General features: G+C 63.9%; 20 protein-coding genes and 2 tRNA genes. 17 read left to right on the top strand and 5 right to left on the bottom strand.

Going from position 1 to position 21,696, the window contains the following annotated elements; all coding sequences use genetic code 11:
* Positions 1 to 89 precede the first annotated feature (89 nt).
* The gene (gene ahcY / locus ACG97_RS08595) at positions 90 to 1,490 is read left to right on the top strand and encodes an adenosylhomocysteinase (RefSeq protein ID WP_047966939.1); all 1,401 of its coding nucleotides are present in this window, start codon (positions 90 to 92) and stop codon (positions 1,488 to 1,490) included.
* Positions 1,491 to 1,638: 148 nt separating this feature from the next.
* Positions 1,639 to 2,475 (top strand): methylenetetrahydrofolate reductase [NAD(P)H], encoded by an 837-nt coding sequence (gene metF / locus ACG97_RS08600; protein ID WP_047966940.1) that lies wholly within the window; start codon positions 1,639 to 1,641, stop codon positions 2,473 to 2,475.
* Positions 2,476 to 2,539: 64 nt separating this feature from the next.
* Here the strand turns inward: metF and ACG97_RS08605 are convergent, their stop codons facing one another.
* Both ACG97_RS08605 and ACG97_RS08610 read right to left on the bottom strand, forming a co-directional pair.
* Positions 2,540 to 4,345: a diguanylate cyclase domain-containing protein gene (locus ACG97_RS08605; RefSeq protein WP_047966941.1), complete on the bottom strand. Its 1,806-nt coding sequence runs from the start codon at positions 4,343 to 4,345 to the stop codon at positions 2,540 to 2,542.
* Positions 4,346 to 4,438: 93 nt separating this feature from the next.
* On the bottom strand, positions 4,439 to 4,921 hold the full coding sequence (locus ACG97_RS08610) for an Lrp/AsnC family transcriptional regulator (protein ID WP_047966942.1): 483 nt from the start codon (positions 4,919 to 4,921) through the stop codon (positions 4,439 to 4,441).
* Between the two features lie 270 nt (positions 4,922 to 5,191).
* Here ACG97_RS08610 and hppD point away from each other — a divergent pair, with 270 nt between their 5' ends.
* The 5 genes from hppD (at position 5,192) to ACG97_RS08635 (ending at position 8,310) form a co-directional block, all read left to right on the top strand.
* Entirely contained in the window at positions 5,192 to 6,268 is a 1,077-nt protein-coding gene (hppD, locus tag ACG97_RS08615; protein ID WP_047966943.1) for a 4-hydroxyphenylpyruvate dioxygenase, read from the top strand.
* 120 nt (positions 6,269 to 6,388) lie between these two features.
* On the top strand, positions 6,389 to 7,372 hold the full coding sequence (locus tag ACG97_RS08620; protein WP_047966944.1) for a fumarylacetoacetate hydrolase family protein: 984 nt from the start codon (positions 6,389 to 6,391) through the stop codon (positions 7,370 to 7,372).
* Positions 7,365 to 8,024 carry a maleylacetoacetate isomerase gene (maiA, locus tag ACG97_RS08625; protein ID WP_047966945.1) on the top strand — a complete coding sequence of 220 codons (660 nt, stop codon included), beginning with the start codon at positions 7,365 to 7,367 and terminating at the stop codon, positions 8,022 to 8,024. The genes ACG97_RS08620 and maiA overlap by 8 nt, the downstream gene beginning before the upstream one ends.
* A gap of 111 nt (positions 8,025 to 8,135) precedes the next feature.
* A tRNA-Phe gene (locus tag ACG97_RS08630) sits at positions 8,136 to 8,211 on the top strand.
* A gap of 23 nt (positions 8,212 to 8,234) precedes the next feature.
* Positions 8,235 to 8,310, top strand: a tRNA-Phe gene (locus tag ACG97_RS08635).
* 162 nt (positions 8,311 to 8,472) lie between these two features.
* Here ACG97_RS08635 and ACG97_RS08640 read toward each other — a convergent pair.
* Together ACG97_RS08640 and ACG97_RS17255 are read right to left on the bottom strand one after the other, a co-directional pair.
* A complete protein-coding gene (locus tag ACG97_RS08640; RefSeq protein ID WP_047966946.1) occupies positions 8,473 to 9,072 on the bottom strand; it encodes a MarC family protein in 600 nt (199 codons plus the stop codon).
* A 104-nt stretch (positions 9,073 to 9,176) separates the two neighbouring features.
* On the bottom strand, positions 9,177 to 11,906 hold the full coding sequence (locus ACG97_RS17255; RefSeq protein WP_082133701.1) for a THUMP domain-containing protein: 2,730 nt from the start codon (positions 11,904 to 11,906) through the stop codon (positions 9,177 to 9,179).
* 121 nt (positions 11,907 to 12,027) lie between these two features.
* Here ACG97_RS17255 and mutY point away from each other — a divergent pair, with 121 nt between their 5' ends.
* From mutY to ACG97_RS08690, 9 genes are all read left to right on the top strand, one after another.
* Positions 12,028 to 13,092 carry an A/G-specific adenine glycosylase gene (gene mutY / locus ACG97_RS08650; RefSeq protein WP_047966999.1) on the top strand — a complete coding sequence of 355 codons (1,065 nt, stop codon included), beginning with the start codon at positions 12,028 to 12,030 and terminating at the stop codon, positions 13,090 to 13,092.
* Positions 13,093 to 13,131: 39 nt separating this feature from the next.
* Positions 13,132 to 15,339 (top strand): bifunctional (p)ppGpp synthetase/guanosine-3',5'-bis(diphosphate) 3'-pyrophosphohydrolase, encoded by a 2,208-nt coding sequence (locus ACG97_RS08655; protein ID WP_047966947.1) that lies wholly within the window; start codon positions 13,132 to 13,134, stop codon positions 15,337 to 15,339.
* A gap of 291 nt (positions 15,340 to 15,630) precedes the next feature.
* Positions 15,631 to 16,347: a purine-nucleoside phosphorylase gene (deoD, locus tag ACG97_RS08660; protein WP_047966948.1), complete on the top strand. Its 717-nt coding sequence runs from the start codon at positions 15,631 to 15,633 to the stop codon at positions 16,345 to 16,347.
* 351 nt (positions 16,348 to 16,698) lie between these two features.
* Positions 16,699 to 17,127: a 50S ribosomal protein L13 gene (gene rplM / locus ACG97_RS08665; protein WP_047966949.1), complete on the top strand. Its 429-nt coding sequence runs from the start codon at positions 16,699 to 16,701 to the stop codon at positions 17,125 to 17,127.
* Between the two features lie 17 nt (positions 17,128 to 17,144).
* Positions 17,145 to 17,537 carry a 30S ribosomal protein S9 gene (gene rpsI / locus ACG97_RS08670; RefSeq protein WP_047966950.1) on the top strand — a complete coding sequence of 131 codons (393 nt, stop codon included), beginning with the start codon at positions 17,145 to 17,147 and terminating at the stop codon, positions 17,535 to 17,537.
* 121 nt (positions 17,538 to 17,658) lie between these two features.
* Positions 17,659 to 18,702, top strand: coding sequence for an N-acetyl-gamma-glutamyl-phosphate reductase (gene argC, locus ACG97_RS08675; RefSeq protein ID WP_047966951.1), 1,044 nt, complete (start codon positions 17,659 to 17,661; stop codon positions 18,700 to 18,702).
* Between the two features lie 90 nt (positions 18,703 to 18,792).
* Positions 18,793 to 19,146 (top strand): iron-sulfur cluster insertion protein ErpA, encoded by a 354-nt coding sequence (gene erpA, locus ACG97_RS08680; RefSeq protein ID WP_047966952.1) that lies wholly within the window; start codon positions 18,793 to 18,795, stop codon positions 19,144 to 19,146.
* A gap of 79 nt (positions 19,147 to 19,225) precedes the next feature.
* Positions 19,226 to 20,071: a CheR family methyltransferase gene (locus tag ACG97_RS08685; protein WP_238377300.1), complete on the top strand. Its 846-nt coding sequence runs from the start codon at positions 19,226 to 19,228 to the stop codon at positions 20,069 to 20,071.
* Between the two features lie 48 nt (positions 20,072 to 20,119).
* The gene (locus ACG97_RS08690; RefSeq protein WP_047966954.1) at positions 20,120 to 20,506 is read left to right on the top strand and encodes a group II truncated hemoglobin; all 387 of its coding nucleotides are present in this window, start codon (positions 20,120 to 20,122) and stop codon (positions 20,504 to 20,506) included.
* Positions 20,507 to 20,585: 79 nt separating this feature from the next.
* Here the strand turns inward: ACG97_RS08690 and ACG97_RS08695 are convergent, their stop codons facing one another.
* Positions 20,586 to 20,945, bottom strand: a complete 360-nt coding sequence (locus ACG97_RS08695) for a dihydroneopterin aldolase (RefSeq protein WP_047966955.1) — start codon at positions 20,943 to 20,945, stop codon at positions 20,586 to 20,588.
* 68 nt (positions 20,946 to 21,013) lie between these two features.
* Here ACG97_RS08695 and plsY point away from each other — a divergent pair, with 68 nt between their 5' ends.
* Positions 21,014 to 21,640: a glycerol-3-phosphate 1-O-acyltransferase PlsY gene (gene plsY / locus ACG97_RS08700; protein WP_047966956.1), complete on the top strand. Its 627-nt coding sequence runs from the start codon at positions 21,014 to 21,016 to the stop codon at positions 21,638 to 21,640.
* The last annotated feature ends 56 nt before the right edge of the window (positions 21,641 to 21,696 follow it).

The raw sequence follows: 21,696 nt of genomic DNA on the forward strand, positions 1-21,696 counted from the left end.
CCGATCGGGCCGCTTCAGGATAACCCGTGCCGGGCACGGGATGCGCGGGTGAGCCATCCCTCCCGGCCTTCGTGACAAAGGAATACACGATGGCTGCATTCAACGACTATCTCGTTGCCGATATCAATCTGGCAGATTGGGGCCGCAAGGAACTCAATATTGCCGAGACCGAAATGCCGGGCCTGATGGCCACGCGCAAGGAATACCAGCACAGCCAGCCGCTGCGCGGCGCGCGCATCGCCGGTTCGCTGCACATGACCGTACAGACCGCGGTGCTGATCGAGACGCTGACCGCGCTGGGCGCCGAAGTGCGCTGGGCATCGTGCAACATCTTCTCCACCCAGGACCACGCTGCCGCGGCCATTGCTGCGGCCAACATTCCGGTATTCGCGTTCAAGGGCGAGAGCCTGGACGAGTACTGGGAATTCAGCCACAAGATCTTCGAATGGCCGGAAGACCAGCCTGCCAACATGATCCTCGACGACGGTGGCGACGCCACCCTGCTGCTGATGCTGGGCAGCAAGGCGGAGAAGGATCTGGGCGTGATCGGCCACCCGACCAACGAAGAAGAAACCGCACTGTTCGCTTCCATCAAGCGTCATCTGGAAATCGACCCGCAGTGGTACTCCAAGCGTCTGCAGCACATCAAGGGCGTGACCGAGGAAACCACCACCGGCGTGCATCGCCTGTACCAGCTGGAAAAGGACGGCCTGCTGCCGTTCCCGGCCTTCAACGTTAACGACTCGGTGACCAAGTCCAAGTTCGACAACCTGTACGGCTGCCGCGAATCGCTGGTGGACGGCATCAAGCGCGCCACCGACGTGATGATCGCCGGCAAGGTTGCGGTGGTGCTGGGCTACGGTGACGTGGGCAAGGGTTGCGCGCAATCGCTGCGTGGCCTGGGCGCCACCGTGTGGGTGACCGAAATCGACCCGATCTGCGCGCTGCAGGCGGCGATGGAAGGCTACCGCGTGGTACGCATGGACGAAGTCTGCGATCAGGCCGACATCTTCGTGACCACCACCGGCAACGTTGGCGTGATCAACCACGAGCACATGAAGAAGATGCGCAACAACGCCATCGTGTGCAATATCGGCCACTTCGACAGCGAGATCGAAGTCGCCTCGCTGCGCCAGTACCAGTGGGAAAACATCAAGCCGCAGGTGGATCACATCATCTTCCCGGACGGCAAGCGCATCATCCTGCTGGCCGAAGGCCGCCTGGTGAACCTCGGTTGCGCCACCGGCCACCCGAGCTTCGTGATGTCCAACTCCTTCACCAACCAGGTGCTGGCGCAGATCGAGATCTTCGCCAACGAGCACAAGTACGACAACAAGGTGTACGTGCTGCCCAAGCATCTGGACGAGAAAGTAGCGCGCCTGCACCTGGAGCGCATCGGCGCCCGCCTGACCGAGCTGTCCGACGAACAGGCCAGCTACATCAGCGTGCCGAAAGACGGTCCATATAAGCCGGCACACTATCGTTATTGATATTTGATGTCCGGTTAAAACGGACAGGGCCGTAAAATGCCCTGTCCGTTTTTTTGTGCGGCCAACGTTGGCCGCCGCCCCGTCAGCGGCGCCAGACCGACACGGGATGCCAGGGAAACCATCACCAACCTTGCCGCAAGAGCTTGCCATGACCGAACGTAACCGTACCTTCAGCTTCGAATTCTTCCCGCCGCGCACCCCGGAAGGCGTGGCCAAACTGCGTACCACCCGCCAGCAGCTGGCGCAGTTCAAGCCGGAGTTCTTCTCCGTGACCTTCGGTGCCGGCGGCACCACCCGCGACGGCACGCTGTCCACGGTGCTGGAAATCCGCAACGAGGGCTATGCCGCGGCGCCGCACCTGTCCTGCATCGGCTCCACCCGCGACAATATCCGCTCGATCCTGAACGAGTACCGCAACCACGGCATCCGCCACATCGTGGCGCTGCGCGGCGACATGCCGTCCGGCATGGTCGAGGCCGGCGAGTTCCGCTACGCCAACGAGCTGGTGGCCTTCATCCGCGAAGAGCATGGCGACCACTTCCATATCGAAGTGGCGGCCTATCCGGAATTCCACCCGCAGGCCAAGTCCGCCGAAGACGACATCAACAATTTCGTGCGCAAGGTGAATGCCGGTGCCAACTCGGCGATGACGCAGTATTTCTTCAACGCCGACAGCTATTTCCGCTTCGTCGACGAGGTGCAGGCGCGCGGCGTGGACATCCCGGTCGTGCCTGGCATCATGCCGATCGCCAACTTCGGCCAGCTGTGCCGCTTCTCCGACATGTGCGGCGCGGAAGTGCCGCGCTGGCTGCGCCTGCGCATGCAGGCCTATATGGACGACAGCGCGTCGATCCGCGCACTGGGGCTGGATGTGGTGACCGAGCTGTGCGACCGCCTGCTGGCCAATGGCGCACCGGGGCTGCACTTCTACACCCTGAACCAGGCCGGCACGGTGTCCACCATCTGGCAGCGCCTGGGCTTGTGAGCGCGGCCGCCGGATGCGGCGCGATGGCAGCATGAAAAAACCGCAGCTTCGGCTGCGGTTTTTTTCATGTGGCCGCGGCGCTGACGCAGCGGTTGCGGCCCTGCGTCTTGGCCTGGCGCAAGGCGTGGGCCGCCTCGCCGATCAGGTCGTCGATGTCGTCGTGGCGGCGCAGGTCCAGCGTGGCGCAGCCGACACTGACGCTGACGAAGCTGGACACCCGCGACGCCGGGTGCGGCAGCTGCAGCGCGGCGACCGCCTGGCGCAGCTGCTCGGCCACGGCGGCGGCTTGCGCCGGATCATGCTGCGGCAGCAGCAGCAGCATGGTGGCGCCCTTGATGCGCACCGCGAGGCCGGGGTGCGTCGCCAGCTGCGCCTGCAGCAGCTGTGCAATGCGCAGCAGGCAGTCGTCACCGGCCAGGTGGCCGGCGTGGCTGTTGTAGGCGGCGAACTGGTCGATGTCCAGCATCAGCGCCGACAGCGCCTGCTGGCGCAGGAAGGCCTGCTCGAACAGCTGCTGCTTGTCCTGTTGCAGGCGGCTGACGCTGGCCAGCCCGGTCAGGCCGTCGCAATGGCTCTGCGCCTGCAGCTTGGCGTTGGCCGCCGCCAGCTGCTGCGTCAGCGCCTCGTGCTGTTGCAGCTGCTGGTGACGCAGCAGCAGCCCGGACAGCAGCTTGGCAAACAGCCGCAGCAGCGTCAGTTCCTTGTCCAGCCAGTCGTGCTGGCGGTTGACCACCTCGCAGCCGAAGATGCCGTGCAGCGGCACCGTGTGATCGAGTGCGATCAGCACCAGGCTGTGGATGCCGTGTTCGGCCAGCAGCAGCCGTTCGCCGTGGCCGTCCGGCGGAATTTCTTCCAGCCGGCTGATGGTGAGCTGTGCCTGCTGTCGCAGCTGCGGCAGCAACCAGGGCGAGTGTTGTAGCGGCGCTTGCAGGTAAAAGCCGCCGTCCGGCGGCAGCTGCGCGTTTTGCCAGCTGATGTGCTGCTGCAGCGCCTGCCGCTCATCCAGCAGCAGCAGGTAGCAGCGGTCGACGCCGAGCAGGTGGCCAATGCGTGCCAGGGCGTCGGCGATGGCGTCGCGCTGTTCTGCCGGCGGCAGGCGCAGGAAGCTGTGCGACAGCTTGGCCAGCAGTTGCTGCGAGCGGGTCAGCTGGTCGAGTTCGGTGGTGCGCTGGCTGGCCAGCTCGCTGAGCTGTTCGCGCTGCTTTTGCAGCTCGTTGCCGCGCTGCTGTTGCTGCTGCAGCTGTTGCTGCCAGCCCTGGCGATAGCGTTGCAGCTGTTTGCCCAGCAGGCCCAGCTCGCGCTCACCGTCGGCCAGCGGCTGTTCCTTGTGCAACTGGCCGACCAGCTGTTCCAGCGGGCGCAGCAGGTGGCGTTGCATGAAGTGGCGGCACAGCAGCAGCATCAGCAGCATGGCGGCCATCAGGCTGCCGGCGAACAGCAGGCTGCGCAGGCGCAGTTGCTGCAGCAGCTCCTGCTGGCCGAGGTGCAGACGCAGGCTGGCCAGCGGCTGGTTGCCGGAGCGTTCGGACTGTACCGGGAAGTCGCGGATCCACTCGCTGTGCGCCGTCGGGTGCAGCTGGCTGCTCTGGCGCTGGCCGAGGTTGGTGATCAGCTCGACGCGGTTGACGCCGTCGAGCTGGTTGATGCTTTCCAGCAGTTGCTGGGTATTGTGCTGGTCGAGGTCCCACACGCTTTGCGCCAGCACGCCGACGAAGCGTTGCTCCACCAGCGTGTGCAGCTGTGCCAGTCGCTGCTCGATGTCGCGCAGGCCGAGCAGGTAGTGGCCGCCGCCGCCGAGCACGCCCAGCAACAGCAGGCACAGCACGCCGCGCCATTGCAGGCGGCTGGATAAGGAATTGGTAGCGGCCACTGCGGATCCCGTTTTGCTGACCAAGGTGTTCTGGATGATAGCGGAATGGCGCGGCGGCAGGAAATGCCCCCGCACATGGCGGGGGCAGGGGGCTTACGGATTCAGGTGCGAGATCGGCAGCGAGGTGGTCTGCTTGAACTCCTTCAGCACGAAGCTGGACTTCACGTCCTCCACCCCCGGCTGCTGCAGCAGGTCGTCCATCACGAAGCGCGAGAAGTGCTCCAGATCCTCGAAGTACACCTGCAGCAGGTAGTCCATCTCGCCGGTCATCGCGTAGCAGTTGACCACTTCCGGCCAGCGCTGCACCGCGTCCATGAAGCCCTGCAGATGGGCGTTGCCGCGCTTTTCCAGCGTGACGCGCACAAAGGCCTGCAGGCCGAGGCCGATCTTGGCCGGATCCAGCAGCGCCACGTACTGGCGGATGACGCCGGAGTCCTCCAGTTGCTTCAGGCGGCGCAGGCAGGGCGATGGCGACAGGGCCACCTTTTCCGCCAGTTCCACGTTGGTCAGCCGGCCATTGGCCTGCAATGCGGCCAACATTTTTATATCTGTCTTGTCCAGGGGTGCCGTAGGCATGTTATCTCCTGATGATGGGTTTGCTCTGGAATATTGTTTTAAGTTTTTTGTTTTCTCGGCACTATATCGCAAGAAAATTGCGGTTGAGTTTACTTAGAATAAAGCGCCTGAGCCAGACATTTTACACGGTGGCGCCAGATCACCGGATATTGTCTACATCATGCGGCCGCGACTGCGTCCGGCACGCAACGGCAAGCCGGCCGCCCGGCGCAGTCCAGGCGGCGGCACCACAGAGACAGCGTCGAGCACGACGCGCAAGAGGAGAGATGAATGAAAATGGAACATCAACTGATGAACCCACTGGCAACCGATGGCTTCGAGTTTGTCGAGTACACCGCCCCCAACGCCGAAGGCGTCGCCAAGCTGCAAGCGCTGTTCCTGTCGCTCGGCTTTATCGAGATCGCGCGCCACCGCAGCAAGAACGTCAGCCTGTTCCGCCAGGGTGACATCAATTTCATCCTCAACGCCGAACGCACCCAGCCGGCCTCCGAATTTGCCACCGTGCACGGCCCGTCCGCCTGCGCCATGGCCTGGCGCGTCAAGGACGCCGCCAAGGCCTACGACTACGCACTAGCACACGGCGCCAAGCCGTATGTGCGCCCGGTCGGCGCGATGGAGCTGAACATCCCTGCGGTGGAAGGCATCGGCGGCTCGGCTCTGTACTTCGTCGACCGCTACGGCCACGACAAGGACATCTACGAGATCGACTTCGTGCCGCTGGACGGCGTCGACCAGCACCCGGCCGGTGTTGGCCTGCAGGTGATCGACCACCTGACCCACAACGTGATACGCGGCAATATGGAGAAGTGGGGCTCATTCTACGAGAACATCGCCAACTTCCGCGAAATCCGCTACTTCGACATCGAAGGCAAGCTCACCGGCCTGGTGTCCAAGGCGATGACCAGCCCGTGCGGCAAGATCCGCATCCCGATCAACGAATCGTCCGACGACAAGAGCCAGATCGAGGAATTCCTGAAGCAGTACAACGGCGAAGGCATCCAGCACATTGCGCTGACCACCGAAGACATCTACACCACAGTAGAAACACTGAAGGCGCGCGGCACCCGTTTCCTCGACACCCCGGACACCTACTACGCCAAGGTCGACCAGCGCGTGCCGAACCACGGTGAGGACCTGGCTCGGTTGCAGAAGAACAGCATCCTGATCGACGGCGCGCCGGTGGAAGGCATCCTGCTGCAGATCTTCACCGAAACCGTGATCGGGCCGATCTTCTTCGAGATCATCCAGCGCAAGGGCAACGAAGGCTTCGGCGAAGGCAACTTCCGCGCGTTGTTCGAATCGATCGAGGAAGACCAGATCCGCCGCGGCGTGCTGAAGGCCGATTGAGCGCGCTGGCGGCGTGACCTCCGCGTCGCCGCGTGAGCCGACGCACCGCAGCACAAGGTTGGCCGCAGCAGATTGCTGCGGCCAACGTGTATCGACACCGTTCCAGACGAGACCACCCACATGAAACTCGCCACCTACCAGAACAACACCCGCGACGGCCAGCTGATGGTCGTCAGCCGTGACCTCTCCCGTGCCGTCGCCGTACCGCAGATCGCCGCCACCCTGCAGCAGGCGCTGGACAACTGGGCGCAGACCGAGCCGCAACTGCAACAGGTCTACGCCGCGCTGAATCAGGGCGAGGCCGCCGGCACCGTCGCCTTCGACGCGGCGCGTTGCCACAGCCCGCTGCCACGCGCCTACCAGTGGGCGGACGGCAGTGCCTACCTCAACCACGTCGAGCTGGTGCGCAAGGCGCGCGGCGCCGAGGTACCGGAGAGCTTCTACCACGACCCGCTGATGTATCAGGGCGGCTCCGACGCCTTCCTGCCGCCGCAGGCGCCGATTCCGCTGCGCGACGAGGCGTGGGGGCTGGACTTCGAGGGCGAGGTGGCGGTGGTCACCGGTGACGTGCCGCTGGGTGCGGATGCCGCCGCGTGCGCCGCACATATCCGCCTGCTGATGCTGGTCAACGACGTGACCCTGCGCAACCTGATTCCCAACGAGCTGGCCAAGGGCTTCGGCTTCTTCCAGAGCAAGCCGGCGACCGCGTTCTCGCCGGTGGCGGTGACCCCGGACGAGCTGGGCGACGCGTGGCAGGACGGCAAGGTGCACCTGCCGCTCTTGGTTGATTACAACAACGCCTTCTACGGCAAGCCGAACGCCGGCGTCGAGATGCAGTTCAGCTTCCCGCAGCTGGTGGCGCACGTGGCCAAGACCCGCGAACTGGTTGCCGGCTCCATCGTCGGCTCCGGCACCGTGTCCAACCACGACCGCAGCGTCGGCAGCTGCTGCCTGGCCGAACAGCGCATGATCGAGATCATCGACAGCGGCGCCGCGATCACCCCGTTCATGAAGGTGGGCGACACGGTGCGCATCGAGATGAAGGATGCCGCCGGCGTGAGTATTTTCGGCGCCATCGCGCAGACGGTGGTCAAGCATGGCTGACGCGGCCAACGTTGGTCGCACGCTGTACGGCTATTTCCGTTCCTCGGCCGCCTACCGCGTGCGCATCGCGCTGAACCTGAAAGAGCTGGCCTACGCCCAGGCGCCGGTCAGCCTGCTGCGCGGCGAGCAGCGCAGCGCCGATTATCTGGCGCTCAATCCGCAGGGGCTGCTGCCGGCGCTGCTGGACAACGGCGTACTGCTGACGCAGTCGCTGGCGATCTGCGAGTACCTGGACGAGGCCTATCCGGACAGCGCACGGCTGCTGCCGGAGGGCGCGGTAGCGCGGGCGCAGGTGCGCGCGGTGGCGCAGGCCATCGCCTGCGACATCCACCCGCTCAATAACCTGCGCGTGCTCAACTACCTGAAGACCGAGCTGGGGCAGGGTGAAGAGACGCGCAACGGCTGGTACCGGCACTGGGTGGCGACGGGCTTTGCCGCGCTGGAGCAGCAGCTGGCCGCCAGTGCCGGGCGCTACTGTTTCGGCGACACGCTGACGCTGGCCGACGTCTGCCTGCTGCCGCAGGTGTTCAACGCGCAGCGCTTTGGCGTCGACATGGGCGCGTATCCCTTGCTGGCGCGCATTGCGGCCAACCTTGAGCAGGTGCCGGCGTTTGCGGAGGCCCATCCGTCACGGCAGCCGGACGCGCAGTAAACTGGTAAAAACCGCCGTTTCGGCGGTTTTTTTCCGGAAAAGCCTTGACGCATAAATTCCGATCTGCTTTAATGCGTGCCTCTGATGCAGCACGCAAGTGCGCGGCAAAGAGGCCAATTAGCTCAGTTGGTAGAGCAACGGATTGAAAATCCGTGTGTCCTTGGTTCGATTCCGAGATTGGCCACCACTTTTCCCCTGCGCCAGATGTTTGGCCAATTAGCTCAGTTGGTAGAGCAACGGATTGAAAATCCGTGTGTCCTTGGTTCGATTCCGAGATTGGCCACCAAATATGAAAAGCCGCAATCCTTAACGGGTTGCGGCTTTTTGCATTGCTGGCCCGGCTGTGGAGCAGGGCAGTCCTGGCTCTAGCGTGGAGCAAGGCCGCCAGCGCGAGCGCGCCGCAAAAACGGCGCCGCGAAGGGCGCCGTTGTCGTACGCGGCGCCGGCCTCAGGCCAGCTTCTTGATGTAGGCGGCGACGCCACCCAGCAGCATCTCGATCGAGATCGCGGTTAGCACCAGTCCCATCAGCCGCTCCAGCGCGGTAATCGCCTGTTCGCCGAGCAGTTTCTGGATCTTGCCGGAGAACAGGAACACCAGTAGCGTCACCAGCATGGTCAGCGTCAGCGCGCCTATCCATTCCAGCATCCGTTCCGGCTCGCGCGTCGACATCAGCAGCACCGTGGCCATCGCCGACGGCCCGGCAATCAGCGGCACCGCGATCGGTACGATGAACGGCTCGCCGCTCAGCTGGTTGCCGGCGTGGCCGTCGCCGCCGGGGAAGATCATCTTCAGTGCGATCAGGAACAGGATCACGCCGCCGGCCACGCGCAGGCTCTCGTCGGTGAGGTGCATCACTTCCAGGAAGCCGTTGCCGAAGAACATGAAGGTCAGCAGCACGCTGAAGGCGATGAAACACTCGCGGAACACCACGCGGCGGCGGCGCTCCGGCTTCACCTGCTTCAGTGCCGAGATGAACAGCGGGATGTTGCCCAGCGGATCGGTGATCAGGATCAGCAGGATGGTGGCGGAGAGAAAGGATGTGTCCATGGCTGCCTCGGTGGGGAAGAATGGCAAAAGGGCGTGCGATGGATTATCGCACGCCCTTGCTTAGTGGCTACTGCCATGCCTTGTTACTGGCAAATGCTGTCGCATTATTCCTTGCGGTTGGAGCCGGCCACCAGCGGGAAGGCATAGACGCGGCACTCCAGCGCGCCGTTGTACAGCAGCGGCCGCGCTTCGGCATTCAGGCGCATCAGGGCCGGCAGGCGGTTGTCGGCAGTCATCAGGTGAGCGGTCCAGCCGGCAAAGTTGCGTTTCAGCCAGGTTGCCAGCCGCGGGTACAGCTCGGCCAGCGAGTCCTGCTCGTCGAGGCGGATGCCGTATGGCGGGTTGCACACCAGCAGGCCGCTGGCGGCAGGCGCCTGCAGCTCGGTGGCGTCGCCGTGGCTGAGGCTGACCAGTGACTCCAGGCCGCAGCGCGTCAGGTTGTGGCGGGCAATCTCCACCATTTCCAGTGACGCGTCGTTGCCGTAGATCGCCAGCTTTTCCAGCGGCCGTACCGCCAGCTCGGCATCGTTGCGGATGCTGTGCCACAGCAGGTCGTTGTGGGTGTTCAGCTTTTCAAAGGCAAAGTTGCGCAGGCGGCCCGGTGCGCGGTTGAGTGCGATGTCGGCAGCCTCCACCAGGAAGGTGCCACTGCCGCACATCGGGTCCAGCAGCGGCTGGCTGCCATTGTAGCCAGCGCTGAGCAGGATGCCGGCGGCCAGGTTTTCACGCAGCGGTGCCTCGCCGGTCTCGTCGCGCCAGCCGCGCTTGAACAGCGCTTCGCCGCTGGTGTCGAGATAGATCTGCACGTCGAAGCCGGACAGGAACACGCGGATGCGGATGTCCGGACGGCGGGTGTCCACACTCGGGCGCTCGTCGTTCAGCGCGCGGAAGCGGTCGCAGATCGCGTCCTTCACGATCAGCGACACGTAGTCGATGCTGCGCAGGCGGGCGTGGCCGTCGGTCTTCACCTTGATGGTGTTGCTGATGTCGAACAGCGCCGGCCAGTCGATGCTCTTGGCCAAGGTGTAGATGTCGCGCTCGATCTGGAAGCTGCCTTGCGCCAGCTGCTGCAGCAGGCGGCTGGCGGTGCGCGAGTGCAGGTTGACCCGCATCATCACTTCCTGGTTGCCGGTGAAGTGCACGCCGCCGTCGGTCAGCTGCAGTTCGCTGCCGCCTTGCTGGCTGATTTCCTCGGCCAGCAGTTTTTCCAGGCCGCGCGGGCAGCTGGCGAACAGCGCCAGCTGGCCTTGCTGCAGGATGCGCGCTTGCGGCTTGGCGTACGGGGTGCGACCAACGTTGGCCGCATCGCCGCGTTGCGGGGCGTTGCCGCGCGGGGCGTCGCTGCGTTGCGGCGCATTGCCCTTGCCGAACAGCGTGCGCGGTGCCGGTTCGTCACGCGGTGCACTGCGCTCGCGGTCGAAGCGCGGCTTGTCGTCACGCGGCCACGGCTTGCGCTCGCCGTCGCGTGCCGGGCTGCTGCGATCGAAGGTGCGGTCACGCTGGAAGCCGCTCTCGCGCACGCCGCTTTGCTCGCCGCGGGCGTCAAAGGTGCGGTTGCGCTGGAAGCTGCCCTCGCGGGTTTCGCCGTAAGGGCGGTCGTCGCGGCGTGGGGCACGTTCGCCGCTGTCGCGCGGCTCGTCACGGCGCGGCGCGTCATCGTCGCGGCGCGGCGTTTTCAGGAAGGATTTCGGACGTACCGGCTCGGCCGGTTCGCGCCGCTCCGGTGCCTGGAAGTCCGGATGCGCCTTGCCGCGGATGCCGGCCACGCGGTCGCGGGTGTAGCTGCGCTCGCCGCTGGCGGCCGCACTGTCAGTGGTGCTTGGTGCCGCGGCGTGGTCTTCGCTGATCTTGCGGTTGCCGAACAGCACTTTCGGGGCGTTGCCCTCGGCGGCCGGACTGCGCGGTGCGCTATCGCGCTGGAAGCCGCCTTCGCGCGGTGCCTGTTCGCGGTCACGCTGGAAGCTGCCTTCGCGTGGCTTGTCGCCACCGAAACGCGGTTTGTCGGCATCAAAGCGTGGCTTGTTGAAACCGCCGTCGCGCGGTACCTGGTCGCGGTCACGCTGGAAGCTGCCTTCACGCGGCTTGTCGTCGAAGCGTGGCTTGTTGAAACCACCTTCGCGCGGTGCCTGCTCGCGGTCACGCTGGAAGCTGCCTTCGCGTGGCTTGTCGCCACCGAAACGCGGTTTGTCGGCATCAAAGCGTGGCTTGTTAAAGCCGCCGTCGCGCGGCGCCTGGTCGCGGTCACGCTGGAAGTTGCCCTCGCGTGGCTTGTCGCCGCCGAAACGCGGTTTGTCGGCATCAAAGCGTGGCTTGTTGAAGCCGCCTTCGCGCGGTGCCTGCTCGCGGTCGCGCTGGAAGCTGCCCTCGCGTGGCTTGTCGCCACCGAAGCGCGGTTTGTCGTCGAAGCGCGGCTTGTTGAAGCCGCCTTCGCGCGGTGCCTGCTCGCGGTCGCGCTGGAAGCTGCCCTCGCGCGGCTTGTCGCCACCGAAGCGCGGTTTGTCGTCGAAGCGTGGCTTGTTGAAGCCGCCTTCGCGTGGCTTGTCGCCACCGAAACGCGGTTTGTCGGCGTCGAAGCGCGGCTTGTTGAAACCGCCCTCGCGTGGCTTGTCGCCAGCGAAGCGCGGTTTGTCGTTGCCGAAGCGCGGGTCCTTGTCACGGGGGGCGCCGAAGCGACCTTCCTGCCGTGCATCGCCGGCGCGTGGTTTTTGCTGGAATGGTTTGTCGCCACGCGGGCCGGGCGGGGCATTGTTCCCGGCTGGTGGCGTGGCGCGCTCGGCGGTCGGAGTGGGCTGACGGCGTTGCGCGGCGCGCTGGCGGGAACGGAAGGTCGACATCTGAGGGTAATCCTTTCAAAACAATCCTCTATTCTAGCTGATTTCGCCGGCAACTTCTTGGTAGTCGCGGATGATTGGTTTACCATGGCCGGTTCGATTCGGATTGGATGATGCGATGACCTTGCAGTCGGCGTTTGCGGCGCGCCTAGTCGCCTGGCAGAAACAGCACGGCCGGCACGGTTTGCCGTGGCAGGTCAGCGATCCCTATCGCGTGTGGCTGTCGGAAATCATGCTGCAGCAGACGCAGGTGAGCACGGTGCTCGGCTACTACGCGCGCTTCCTCGAACGCTTCCCGGATCTGGCCACGCTGGCCGCCGCGCCGGTGGAAGACGTGTTGGCGCACTGGAGCGGCCTCGGCTACTACACCCGCGCCCGCAACCTGCACAAGGCGGCGCAGCAGGTGATGGCCGGCTTTGGCGGCGAGTTTCCGGCCCGGCGCGAGGCGATCGAGACGCTGCCCGGCATCGGTCGTTCTACCGCGGCGGCGATTGCCGCTTTTGCCTTCGGCCAGCGTGAAACCATACTCGACGGCAATGTCAAACGGGTGCTGACGCGCTGTTTCGGTATCGACGGCTATCCCGGCGACAAGAAGGTGGAGGCGCAATTGTGGACGCTGGCGGAGAGCCTGCTGCCGGCCGCCGACGGCGACATGGTTGCCTACACCCAGGGGCTGATGGATCTGGGCGCCACCGTCTGCAGTCGCTCGCGCTCGGCCTGCGGCGTCTGTCCGATGGCGGACGGTTGCGTCGCCGCCCGTGACGGTCGCACCGCCGAGCTGCCGCAGCGCAAGCCGAAAAAGGTGCAGCCGCAGCGGGAGACGGTGATGCTGATCGCGCTGCACCAGGGGCAGGTGCTGTTGCAGCGCCGGCCGCCTTCCGGCATTTGGGGCGGTCTGCTGTCGCTGCCGGAATTCGAGTCCACGCTGGCGATTGCCGACTGGCTGGCGGACAACGGCGACGGCGAGCTACTGCCGGTGTGGCCGGAATTGCGGCACGTGTTTACCCATTTCCGCCTCACCATCACGCCGCAGTGCGTGCCACTGCAAAGGTTGGCCGCAAGCCATTGTGCCGAAGACGGTCATGTCTGGCTGCCATTGGCGCAGGCGCTGGACGCCGGGGTGCCGACCCCGGTACGCAAATTGCTGTTGCAGGCCTTGCAGTCGCCCGCAGGCGCCACCATTGATTAACCCCGATATGCCATCACAGGCAGGGTGAAAGACTAGACCATGGTTTCCGTTGTTCGATCTGTTGCCGATACGCTGGCCGATGCGGCCGATCCGGGGCGCTGGCTGGCGCAGTTGTCCAGCTCGGTTGCGCCCGACGACATGGCGATGCTGGAAAAGGCGTTTGCCGCGGCGCGCGAGCTGTACCGCGACAAGAAGCTGCCGCACACCGGCGAGGACGTGTTCAGCCACGCGGTGGCGGCGGCGGCGATCGTCGCCGACCTCAACCTGCTGACCGACGCCATCGTCGCCACGCTGCTGTTCGCGGTGCCGGACTACCGCGCCGACTGGCAGGAGTGGCTGCCCAAGGCGTTCAACCGCACCGTGCTGACGCTGGTAGAGGGCGGCAACCGCGTGCGCCGCCTCACCGAGATCGCGCGCATCGACAGGTTTGCCACCCCGGAAGACAGCGCGCGGCAGGCGGAAACCATGCGCAAGATGCTGCTGGCGATGGTGGCCGACATCCGCGTGGTGCTGATCAAGCTGGCGTGGCGCACGCAGACCATGCACTACCTGCCGCAGTGCGACGAGGGCATCCGTCGCCAGATCGCGCGCGAGACGCTGGACCTGTTCGCGCCGCTGGCCAACCGCCTCGGCGTGTGGCAGATCAAGTGGGAGCTGGAAGATCTCGGCTTCCGCCACACCGATCCGGACAACTACAAGAAGATCGCCAGGCTGCTCGACGAGCGGCGGCTGGAGCGCATCGACTACATCGAACGGGTGCTGGATACCCTGCGTGGCGAGCTGCGCCAGGCCGGGGTCAAGGGTGATGTTGCCGGCCGGCCTAAGCACATCTTCTCCATCTGGAAGAAGATGAAGAAGAAAAAGCTCGATTTCTCCGAGCTGTACGACATTCGCGCGGTGCGCATCCTGGTGGAAAAACTGCAGGACTGCTACACCGTGCTCGGCCTGATCCACAGCATGTGGCAGCCGATTCCCGGCGAATTCGACGACTACATCAGCAATCCGAAGGCCAACGACTACCGCAGCCTGCACACCGCGGTGATCGGCCCGGAAGACCGCGTGGTCGAGGTGCAGATCCGCACCTTCGAGATGCACGAGCACGCCGAGTTCGGCGTCGCCGCGCACTGGCGCTACAAGGAAGGCGGCAAGGGTGACAGCCAGTACGAGGAGAAGATCTCCTGGCTGCGCCAGCTGCTGGACTGGCGCGAGGACATGTCCGGCTCCGACCGCGAGGGGCTGGCCGACGCGTTCAAGACCGAGCTGTTCGCCGACACCATCTACGTGCTGACGCCGCAGGGGCGGGTGCTGGCGCTGCCGCAGGGCGCCACCGCCATCGACTTTGCCTACGCGCTGCATACCGACGTCGGCCATCACTGCCGCGGCGCCAAGGTCGAAGGCCACATCGTGCCGCTGTCGACGCCGCTGCAGAACGGCCAGCGCGTCGAGGTGCTGACCGCGAAGGAGGGCGGCCCGTCGGTGAACTGGCTGCACGAAGGCTGGGTCAAGAGCCATCGCGCCATCTCCAAGATCCGCCAGTACATCCGCCAGCAGAACCTCGACGCGGTGCGCGAAACCGGGCGCCACATCTTCGAGCGCGAACTGGCGCGCCATCCCGGGGTACAGCCTAACCTGGCACAGGTGGCGGAAAAGCTGGGCTACGACAAGCTGGACGAGGTCTACGCCGCGCTGGGCCACGGTGAGCTGGGCACCCGCGCCGTCAACCAGGCCTTCGTCAGCTTTGCGCCGCCACCACCGCCGGACGTCAATCCGGAAGACATCGTGCGCCGCAGCCGCGGTGGCCACGACGCCGGCGGTGTGCTGATCGAGGGTGTTGGCAACCTGATGACGGTGCTGGCCAAGTGCTGCCGCCCGGCGCCGCCGGACAGCGTGGTCGGTTTCGTTACCAAGGGCCGCGGCATCTCCATCCACCGCAGCAGCTGCATCACGCTGAAGCGGCTGTCGGCCGACGTGCCGGAGCGGCTGATCGCCGCCGACTGGGGCGAGCAGAAGGGCAGCGTGTTCCCGATCGACATCGACATCCTCGCCAGCGACCGCCCGGGGCTGTTGCGCGACATCTCCGACGTGTTCTCGCGCGAGAAGCTGAACGTGATCGGCGTCAATACCCTGTCGCGTGAGCAGAAGGCACGCTTGCGCTTCACGCTGGAGGTGCGCCACGTGCGCGACATCAGCCGCGTGCTGGCACACCTGATGGAAGTGCGCGGCGTGCAGGAGGCGCGCCGCGTGTAGCCGCCGGCCACGGCAGGCTGCAGTACCCGACAAGGTTGGCCGCAAGCGTTGCGGCCAACCTTGTGTTGTTTGCGGGGTTGGCAGCCAATGAGTCCGCGCGCCAGCTGCGCGCAATGCCCCAGCGGCAGCATGGTGGCCTGTTTCCGTGGTACAGGTCAGGTCATGTCGCGGCTGGCGACAGCGCTGGTGCTTGCCGGGCGCCGCGCTATCATGGCAAGCATGGGGCCTACTCCGGGCGGCAGGCGGCATGGTGGCCTGTTGCGCATGGTGGCATGACACAGGAGAGTAAACATGGCGACACCGCATATCGGCGCCGCAGCTGGTGATTTTGCCGACATCGTACTGATGCCGGGCGACCCGCTGCGCGCCAGGTTGATCGCGGAAACCTATCTGCAGGACGCGGTGCAGGTCACCAGCGTGCGCAACGTGTTCGGCTACACCGGCAGCTACCGCGGCAAGCGGCTGTCGGTGATGGCGCATGGCATGGGCATTCCGTCGGCCAGCATCTACGCCACCGAGCTGATCAAGGACTATGGCGTGGGCACCCTGATCCGCATCGGCTCCTGCGGCTCGGTGGATGGCGCGCGCCTCGGGCTGCGCGAGGTGGTGATCGCCATGGGCGCCTGCACCGACAGCAAGGTCAACCGCATGCGTCTGCTGGATCACGACTTTGCCGCCATCGCCGACTTCGAGGTGCTGCGCACCGCGGTGGAGGTCGCCGCGCGGCTGGGCAAGCCGGTGCGGGTCGGCAACGTGTTCTCCACCGACCTGTTCTACGGTGTGCAGCCGCCGCTGCTGGACGTGCTCAGGGGCATGAATGTCAACGCGGTGGAGATGGAAGTGGCCGGTATTTACGGTGTTGCGGCGCAATATGGTGCCCGCGCGCTGGCCATGCTCACGGTGTCGGATGTGATTCCGACCGGGGAGGCGATGGATGCCGAAGCCCGCCAGAACAGCTTCCACGACATGATGGAAATCGCGCTGGAGACCGCGCTGCAGCTGGATTGAGCGGTGCCGGCTGCGGCATGCTGCCCACAGTTGGCCGCACTGTGGCGCAACTTATACTGCGCTGCACAAAAAAACTTGCAAAACCCGAATCGGGTCACCATAATCACAACTGCATCAGGACGTTGCATATCGTGTGCGTTTTGGTGTTGTCTCCTCCATCCTCCTTCTATAAGGTGGAACTTGGCGCGATCAGTCTCTTGGTTGCGCCCTTTTTTTGCCTGTTGTCCACATTCTGTTGCCGCGGCGGGTGTTTTTGGTCGCGATTCCCCGGCGAAAGCCAGCTTCGGTTTGACAGCGAAATAGTCTTGTAATAGACTCCGGAACTTTCAAGAATTACGATGGTAGAGTTCCATGAAGACCTTTTCTGCCAAGCCGCATGAGGTAAAGCGCGAGTGGTTTGTGGTCGACGCCGAAGACAAGGTGTTGGGCCGTCTTGCCGCTGAAATCGCACGCCGCCTACGTGGCAAGCATAAGCCGGAGTTCACTCCGCACGTTGATACTGGTGATTACATTGTTGTCGTTAACGCAGAAAAACTGCGCGTAACCGGTAACAAGGCACTGGACAAGAAATACTATCGCCACTCTGGCTACCCTGGTGGTATCTACGAGCGCAACTTCACCGAACTGCAAGACAAGTTCCCTGAGCGCGTTCTGGAGAAAGCCGTAAAAGGCATGCTGCCTAAGGGTCCGCTGGGTTACGCGATGATCAAGAAGCTCAAGGTTTACGCCGGCACCGAGCATCCACACACCGCGCAACAGCCTAAAGTGCTGGAAATCTGATCAGAGGCAATTAATAGATGAACGGTAAATATTACTACGGTACCGGCCGTCGCAAGAGCTCTGTAGCTCGTGTGTTCATGCAAAAAGGCTCCGGCCAGATCATCGTTAACGGCAAGCCTGTTGACCAGTACTTCGCTCGCGAAACTGGCCGCATGGTAATCCGTCAGCCACTGCAAATCACCGATCACCTCGAGTCCTTCGACATCATGGTGAACGTATGCGGTGGTGGCGAAACTGGCCAGGCTGGTGCGATCCGTCACGGTATCACCCGCGCTCTGGTTGATTTCAGTGCTGAACTGAAACCAACCCTGTCGCACGCCGGCTTCGTTACCCGCGATGCCCGTGAAGTTGAACGTAAGAAAGTCGGCTTCCGCAAGGCGCGTCGTCGCAAACAGTTCTCCAAGCGTTAATCTGTTTGTACCGATCGAAAAAGCCACCCAGCAGGGTGGCTTTTTTCTTTGTTGCAATGCCTTGCCGCACTCCTTACCATGTCGCCTTTGCGACATTTTTTTATATTGTTAGGAGCGCAGCATGATCAAGGTGGGCATTGTCGGTGGCACCGGGTATACCGGCGTAGAGCTTTTGCGTCTGTTGGCCAACCATCCTTCGGCCAAGGTGACCGCCGTTACTTCACGCAAGGAAGCGGGGATGAAGGTCGCCGAGATGTTCCCGTCGCTGCGCGGCCATGTCGATATCGCCTTTTCCACGCCGGATGAAACCGACCTGAAAGCCTGCGACGTGGTGTTCTTTGCCACACCGCACGGGGTGGCGATGGCGCAGGCGCGCGAGCTGCTGGAAGCCGGGGTCAAGGTCATCGACCTGGCCGCCGACTTCCGCCTGAAAGACCCGGCCGAGTTCGCCAAGTGGTACGCGATGGAGCACAGCTGCACCGACCTGCTGGCCGAGGCGGTCTACGGCCTGCCGGAAGTGAACCGCGATGCGATCAAGAACGCGCGCCTGATCGGCATGGCCGGCTGCTATCCGACCTCGGTGCAGCTGGGCTTGTTGCCGCTGCTGGAAGGCGGCAAGCAGTATGTCGAAACCACTACCCTGATCGCCGACTGCAAGTCCGGCGTGTCCGGCGCCGGGCGCAAGGCCGAGGTGGGTACCCTGTTTGCCGAGTCGGCCGACAACTTCAAGGCCTACGGCGTGAAAGGGCACCGCCACTCGCCGGAGATCGAGCAGGGCCTGTCGCTGATCCACGGCGCACCGGTGAAGCTGACCTTCGTGCCGCACCTGACGCCGATGATTCGTGGCATTCATTCCACCATCTACGCCCGCATCAAGCCGGAAGGCCGCGATGTCGACTACCAGCAGCTGTTCGAGCAGCGCTTTGCCGCCGAACCGTTCGTCGACGTGATGCCGGCCGGCAGCTGCCCGGAAACCCGCTCGGTACGCGGCGGCAATACCGCGCGCATCGCGGTGCATCGCCCCGGCGATGGCGATTTGCTGATCATCCTGGTGGTGGAGGATAATCTGGTGAAAGGGGCGTCCGGCCAGTCGGTGCAGGTGATGAACCTGATGTTCGGGCTGCCGGAAAATGCCGGTCTCGACATCGTGCCGTTGCTGCCCTGAACTTGAAGACTCGCCAGACGACCCAATATCCGACTAAAATAGTAGGATGAAAGGCCGTCTTGCGGCCTGTCCTGTACCGTGAGGCTTAAAATGACTGCTGCTGCTGCTGAAACCCTGTCCCCGATCAACTTTACCGACAGCGCCTGCGCCAAAGTGCGTGACCTGGTGGCTGAAGAAGGTAATCCTGACCTGAAACTGCGTGTGTTCGTCACCGGCGGTGGCTGTTCTGGCTTCCAGTACGGCTTTACGTTTGACGAGATTGCCAACGAAGACGACACCACCATCGAACGCGAAGGTGTGGTGTTCCTGGTCGACCCGATGAGCTACCAGTATCTGGTCGGCGCCGAAATCGACTACCAGGAAAGCATCGAAGGTTCGCAGTTCGTGATTCGCAATCCGAATGCAGAGACCACTTGTGGCTGCGGCTCGTCCTTTTCGGTATAAGTACGGCATTGCCAGCACCTGAAACCCGGACCTGGTGTCCGGGTTTTTCAACTTCAGGGTTCTAACGATGCAAAACAAGATGCCGCCCATCATTCTGCCCAAGATCGACTTTACCCGCGAGTTCGCCTTCAGCGACCAGGAGTTCGAGCGCATCCGGCAGCTGATCTACAAGGAAGCCGGCATTGCGCTGAACCCGACCAAGAAGGACATGGTCTACGGCCGGCTGGTGCGCCGCATCCGCGAGCTGAAGCTGAACAGCTTCGCCGCCTATATCGACTTCCTGCAGTCTATCGCGGGCAAGCGCGAGTTCGAGCAGTTCGTCAACGCGCTGACCACCAACCTGACCTTCTTCTTTCGCGAGGAACACCATTTCCAGATTCTGGCAGCACACCTGAAGACGCTGGCTGGCAAGGGCGAGATCAATATCTGGTGTGCGGCGTCGTCGACCGGGGAAGAACCGTACTCGATCGCGATCGCCGCGCTGGAAGCGCTGGGCAGTGGCAGCCGCATCCAGATCCAAGCCACCGACCTCGATACCAGCGTGCTGGAGGTTGGCCGCAAGGGCATCTACAGCGCCGACAAGATCTCGCGCCTGCCGGCCGGTCATGCCGCGCGCTACTTCGACAAGCTGCCGGACGGCAACTACCAGGCCAAGGCGCAGCTGCGCGAAATGATTACCTTCTCGCGGTTGAACCTGGTCGACGCCAACTGGGCGCAGCGCAAGCAGTTCGACGCGATCTTCTGTCGCAACGTGATGATCTATTTCGACCGTGACACCCAGCTGGCAGTGCTGAAGAAATTCCACCCGTTGCTGAAGGCGCACGGTCTGCTGTTTGTCGGCCACTCCGAGAACTTCTACTTTGCCGCGGACTATTTCACCCTGCGCGGCAAGACGGTGTACGAGCTGGCCCGGGCCCGGGCGTAATCGGGCGCACTGATATTCACGCGGGCAGCGCCCGCGGCAAGGAACAACATGCAGGAAATGACCCCTTACGAGCTGCTCGGCGGCGCCGGCGTGGTGCGCTGGCTGACCGACCGCTTCTACGACATCATGGACAGCGATCCGGCGGTGAAGCCGCTGCGCGACATGCATCCAGCGGATCTGACCGCCTCGCGCGAGAAGCTGTACATGTTCCTCTCCGGCTGGCTGGGCGGCCCGCCGCTGTTCATGGATACCTTCGGCCACCCGCGGCTGCGGCAGCGGCACATGCCGTTCGCGGTGGATGGCGAGGCGCGCGACCAGTGGATGAAGTGCATGACGCAGGCGGTGAACGAGCTGGTGTGCGAGGACTGGCTGAAGGCCAGGCTGCTGGAGGCGTTCTACAACACCGCCGACTTCATGCGCAATCGCGAAGACTGAGCGGTCTGCCACGCCCCAAAAACCATTGCGGCCAACCTTGTACAAGGTTGGCCGCAATGTTTTTGCCGTGAGCGTGGGGTCAGCGTGGTCGGTGGCCGCGTTCGATCATCACGCCGACATGCTTCACGTCCGGCAGGATGTTGAGCTTGGTGACTGCCACCTTGGTCCACGGCGCACCGAATTCCTCGCGCACCATGCGTGCGATGTGCTCGGCCAGTGCCTCGATCAGCAGGAAATGCTGCTCGGCCAGCGACTGGCGGATGCGTTCCACTACCACGCCGTAGTGGATGGTGTCGCCAATGTCGTCGCTATGGCAGGGCACTTCGCTGGGGATGCCGATCTCCAGATCCAGCAAGATAGTCTGGGGCGCCAGGCGCTCCCAGTCATAAACGCCGATCACTGTCTCGGCGCGCACTTCGCGCAAAAATATGATGTCCATCGCTGCGGGCTTTGGGTTTACTGCCCGATACCGTAAAATGCCAAGTCTTGCATTCTAGTGGATAAGCCATGACCACAACAGCGTTTGCCTTTATTTTGGGCGCCTACCTGATCGGATCCCTGTCGTTTGCGGTGATTGTCACCCGCCTGATGGGGATGGCCGATCCGCGTACCTACGGTTCGAAAAACCCCGGTGCCACCAATGTGCTGCGCTCAGGCAAAAAGCTGGCCGCGGTGCTGACGCTGCTGGGCGATGGCGTCAAGGGCTGGCTGGCGGTGTTCCTGGTCGCCAGTTTCGGTCCTGCCTACGGCTTGGGCGAGCAGCAGGTCGCCATGGCCGGTCTTGCGGTGCTGTTCGGCCACATGTGGCCGGTGTTTTTCGGCTTCAAGGGCGGCAAGGGCGTGGCCACCGCGGTGGGCGTGCTGCTGGCCTTCAGCCCGTGGCTGGCGCTGGCGGCGCTGGTCACTTGGCTGTTCATGGCCTTCGTGGTGAAGATTTCGTCGCTGTCGGCCATCGTCGCCTGCGTGATGGTGCCGGTGTACGCCTACTTCATCGTCGGCCCGCAGAGCGTCTACTTCGGCACCTGCATCATCATCGCCATTCTGGTGGTGCATCGCCACAAGTCCAATCTGGTGAACCTGCTTACCGGCACCGAGGACAAGATCGGCAAGGCGGACGAGCAGGGCAAGTCCTGAACGTTGGCCGCAAACAAAAAAAGCCTGTCGTCGCCGACAGGCTTTTTGTCGTGTTG

Source organism: Vogesella sp. EB (assembly GCF_001037925.1).
GTDB lineage: Bacteria > Pseudomonadota > Gammaproteobacteria > Burkholderiales > Chromobacteriaceae > Vogesella > Vogesella indigofera.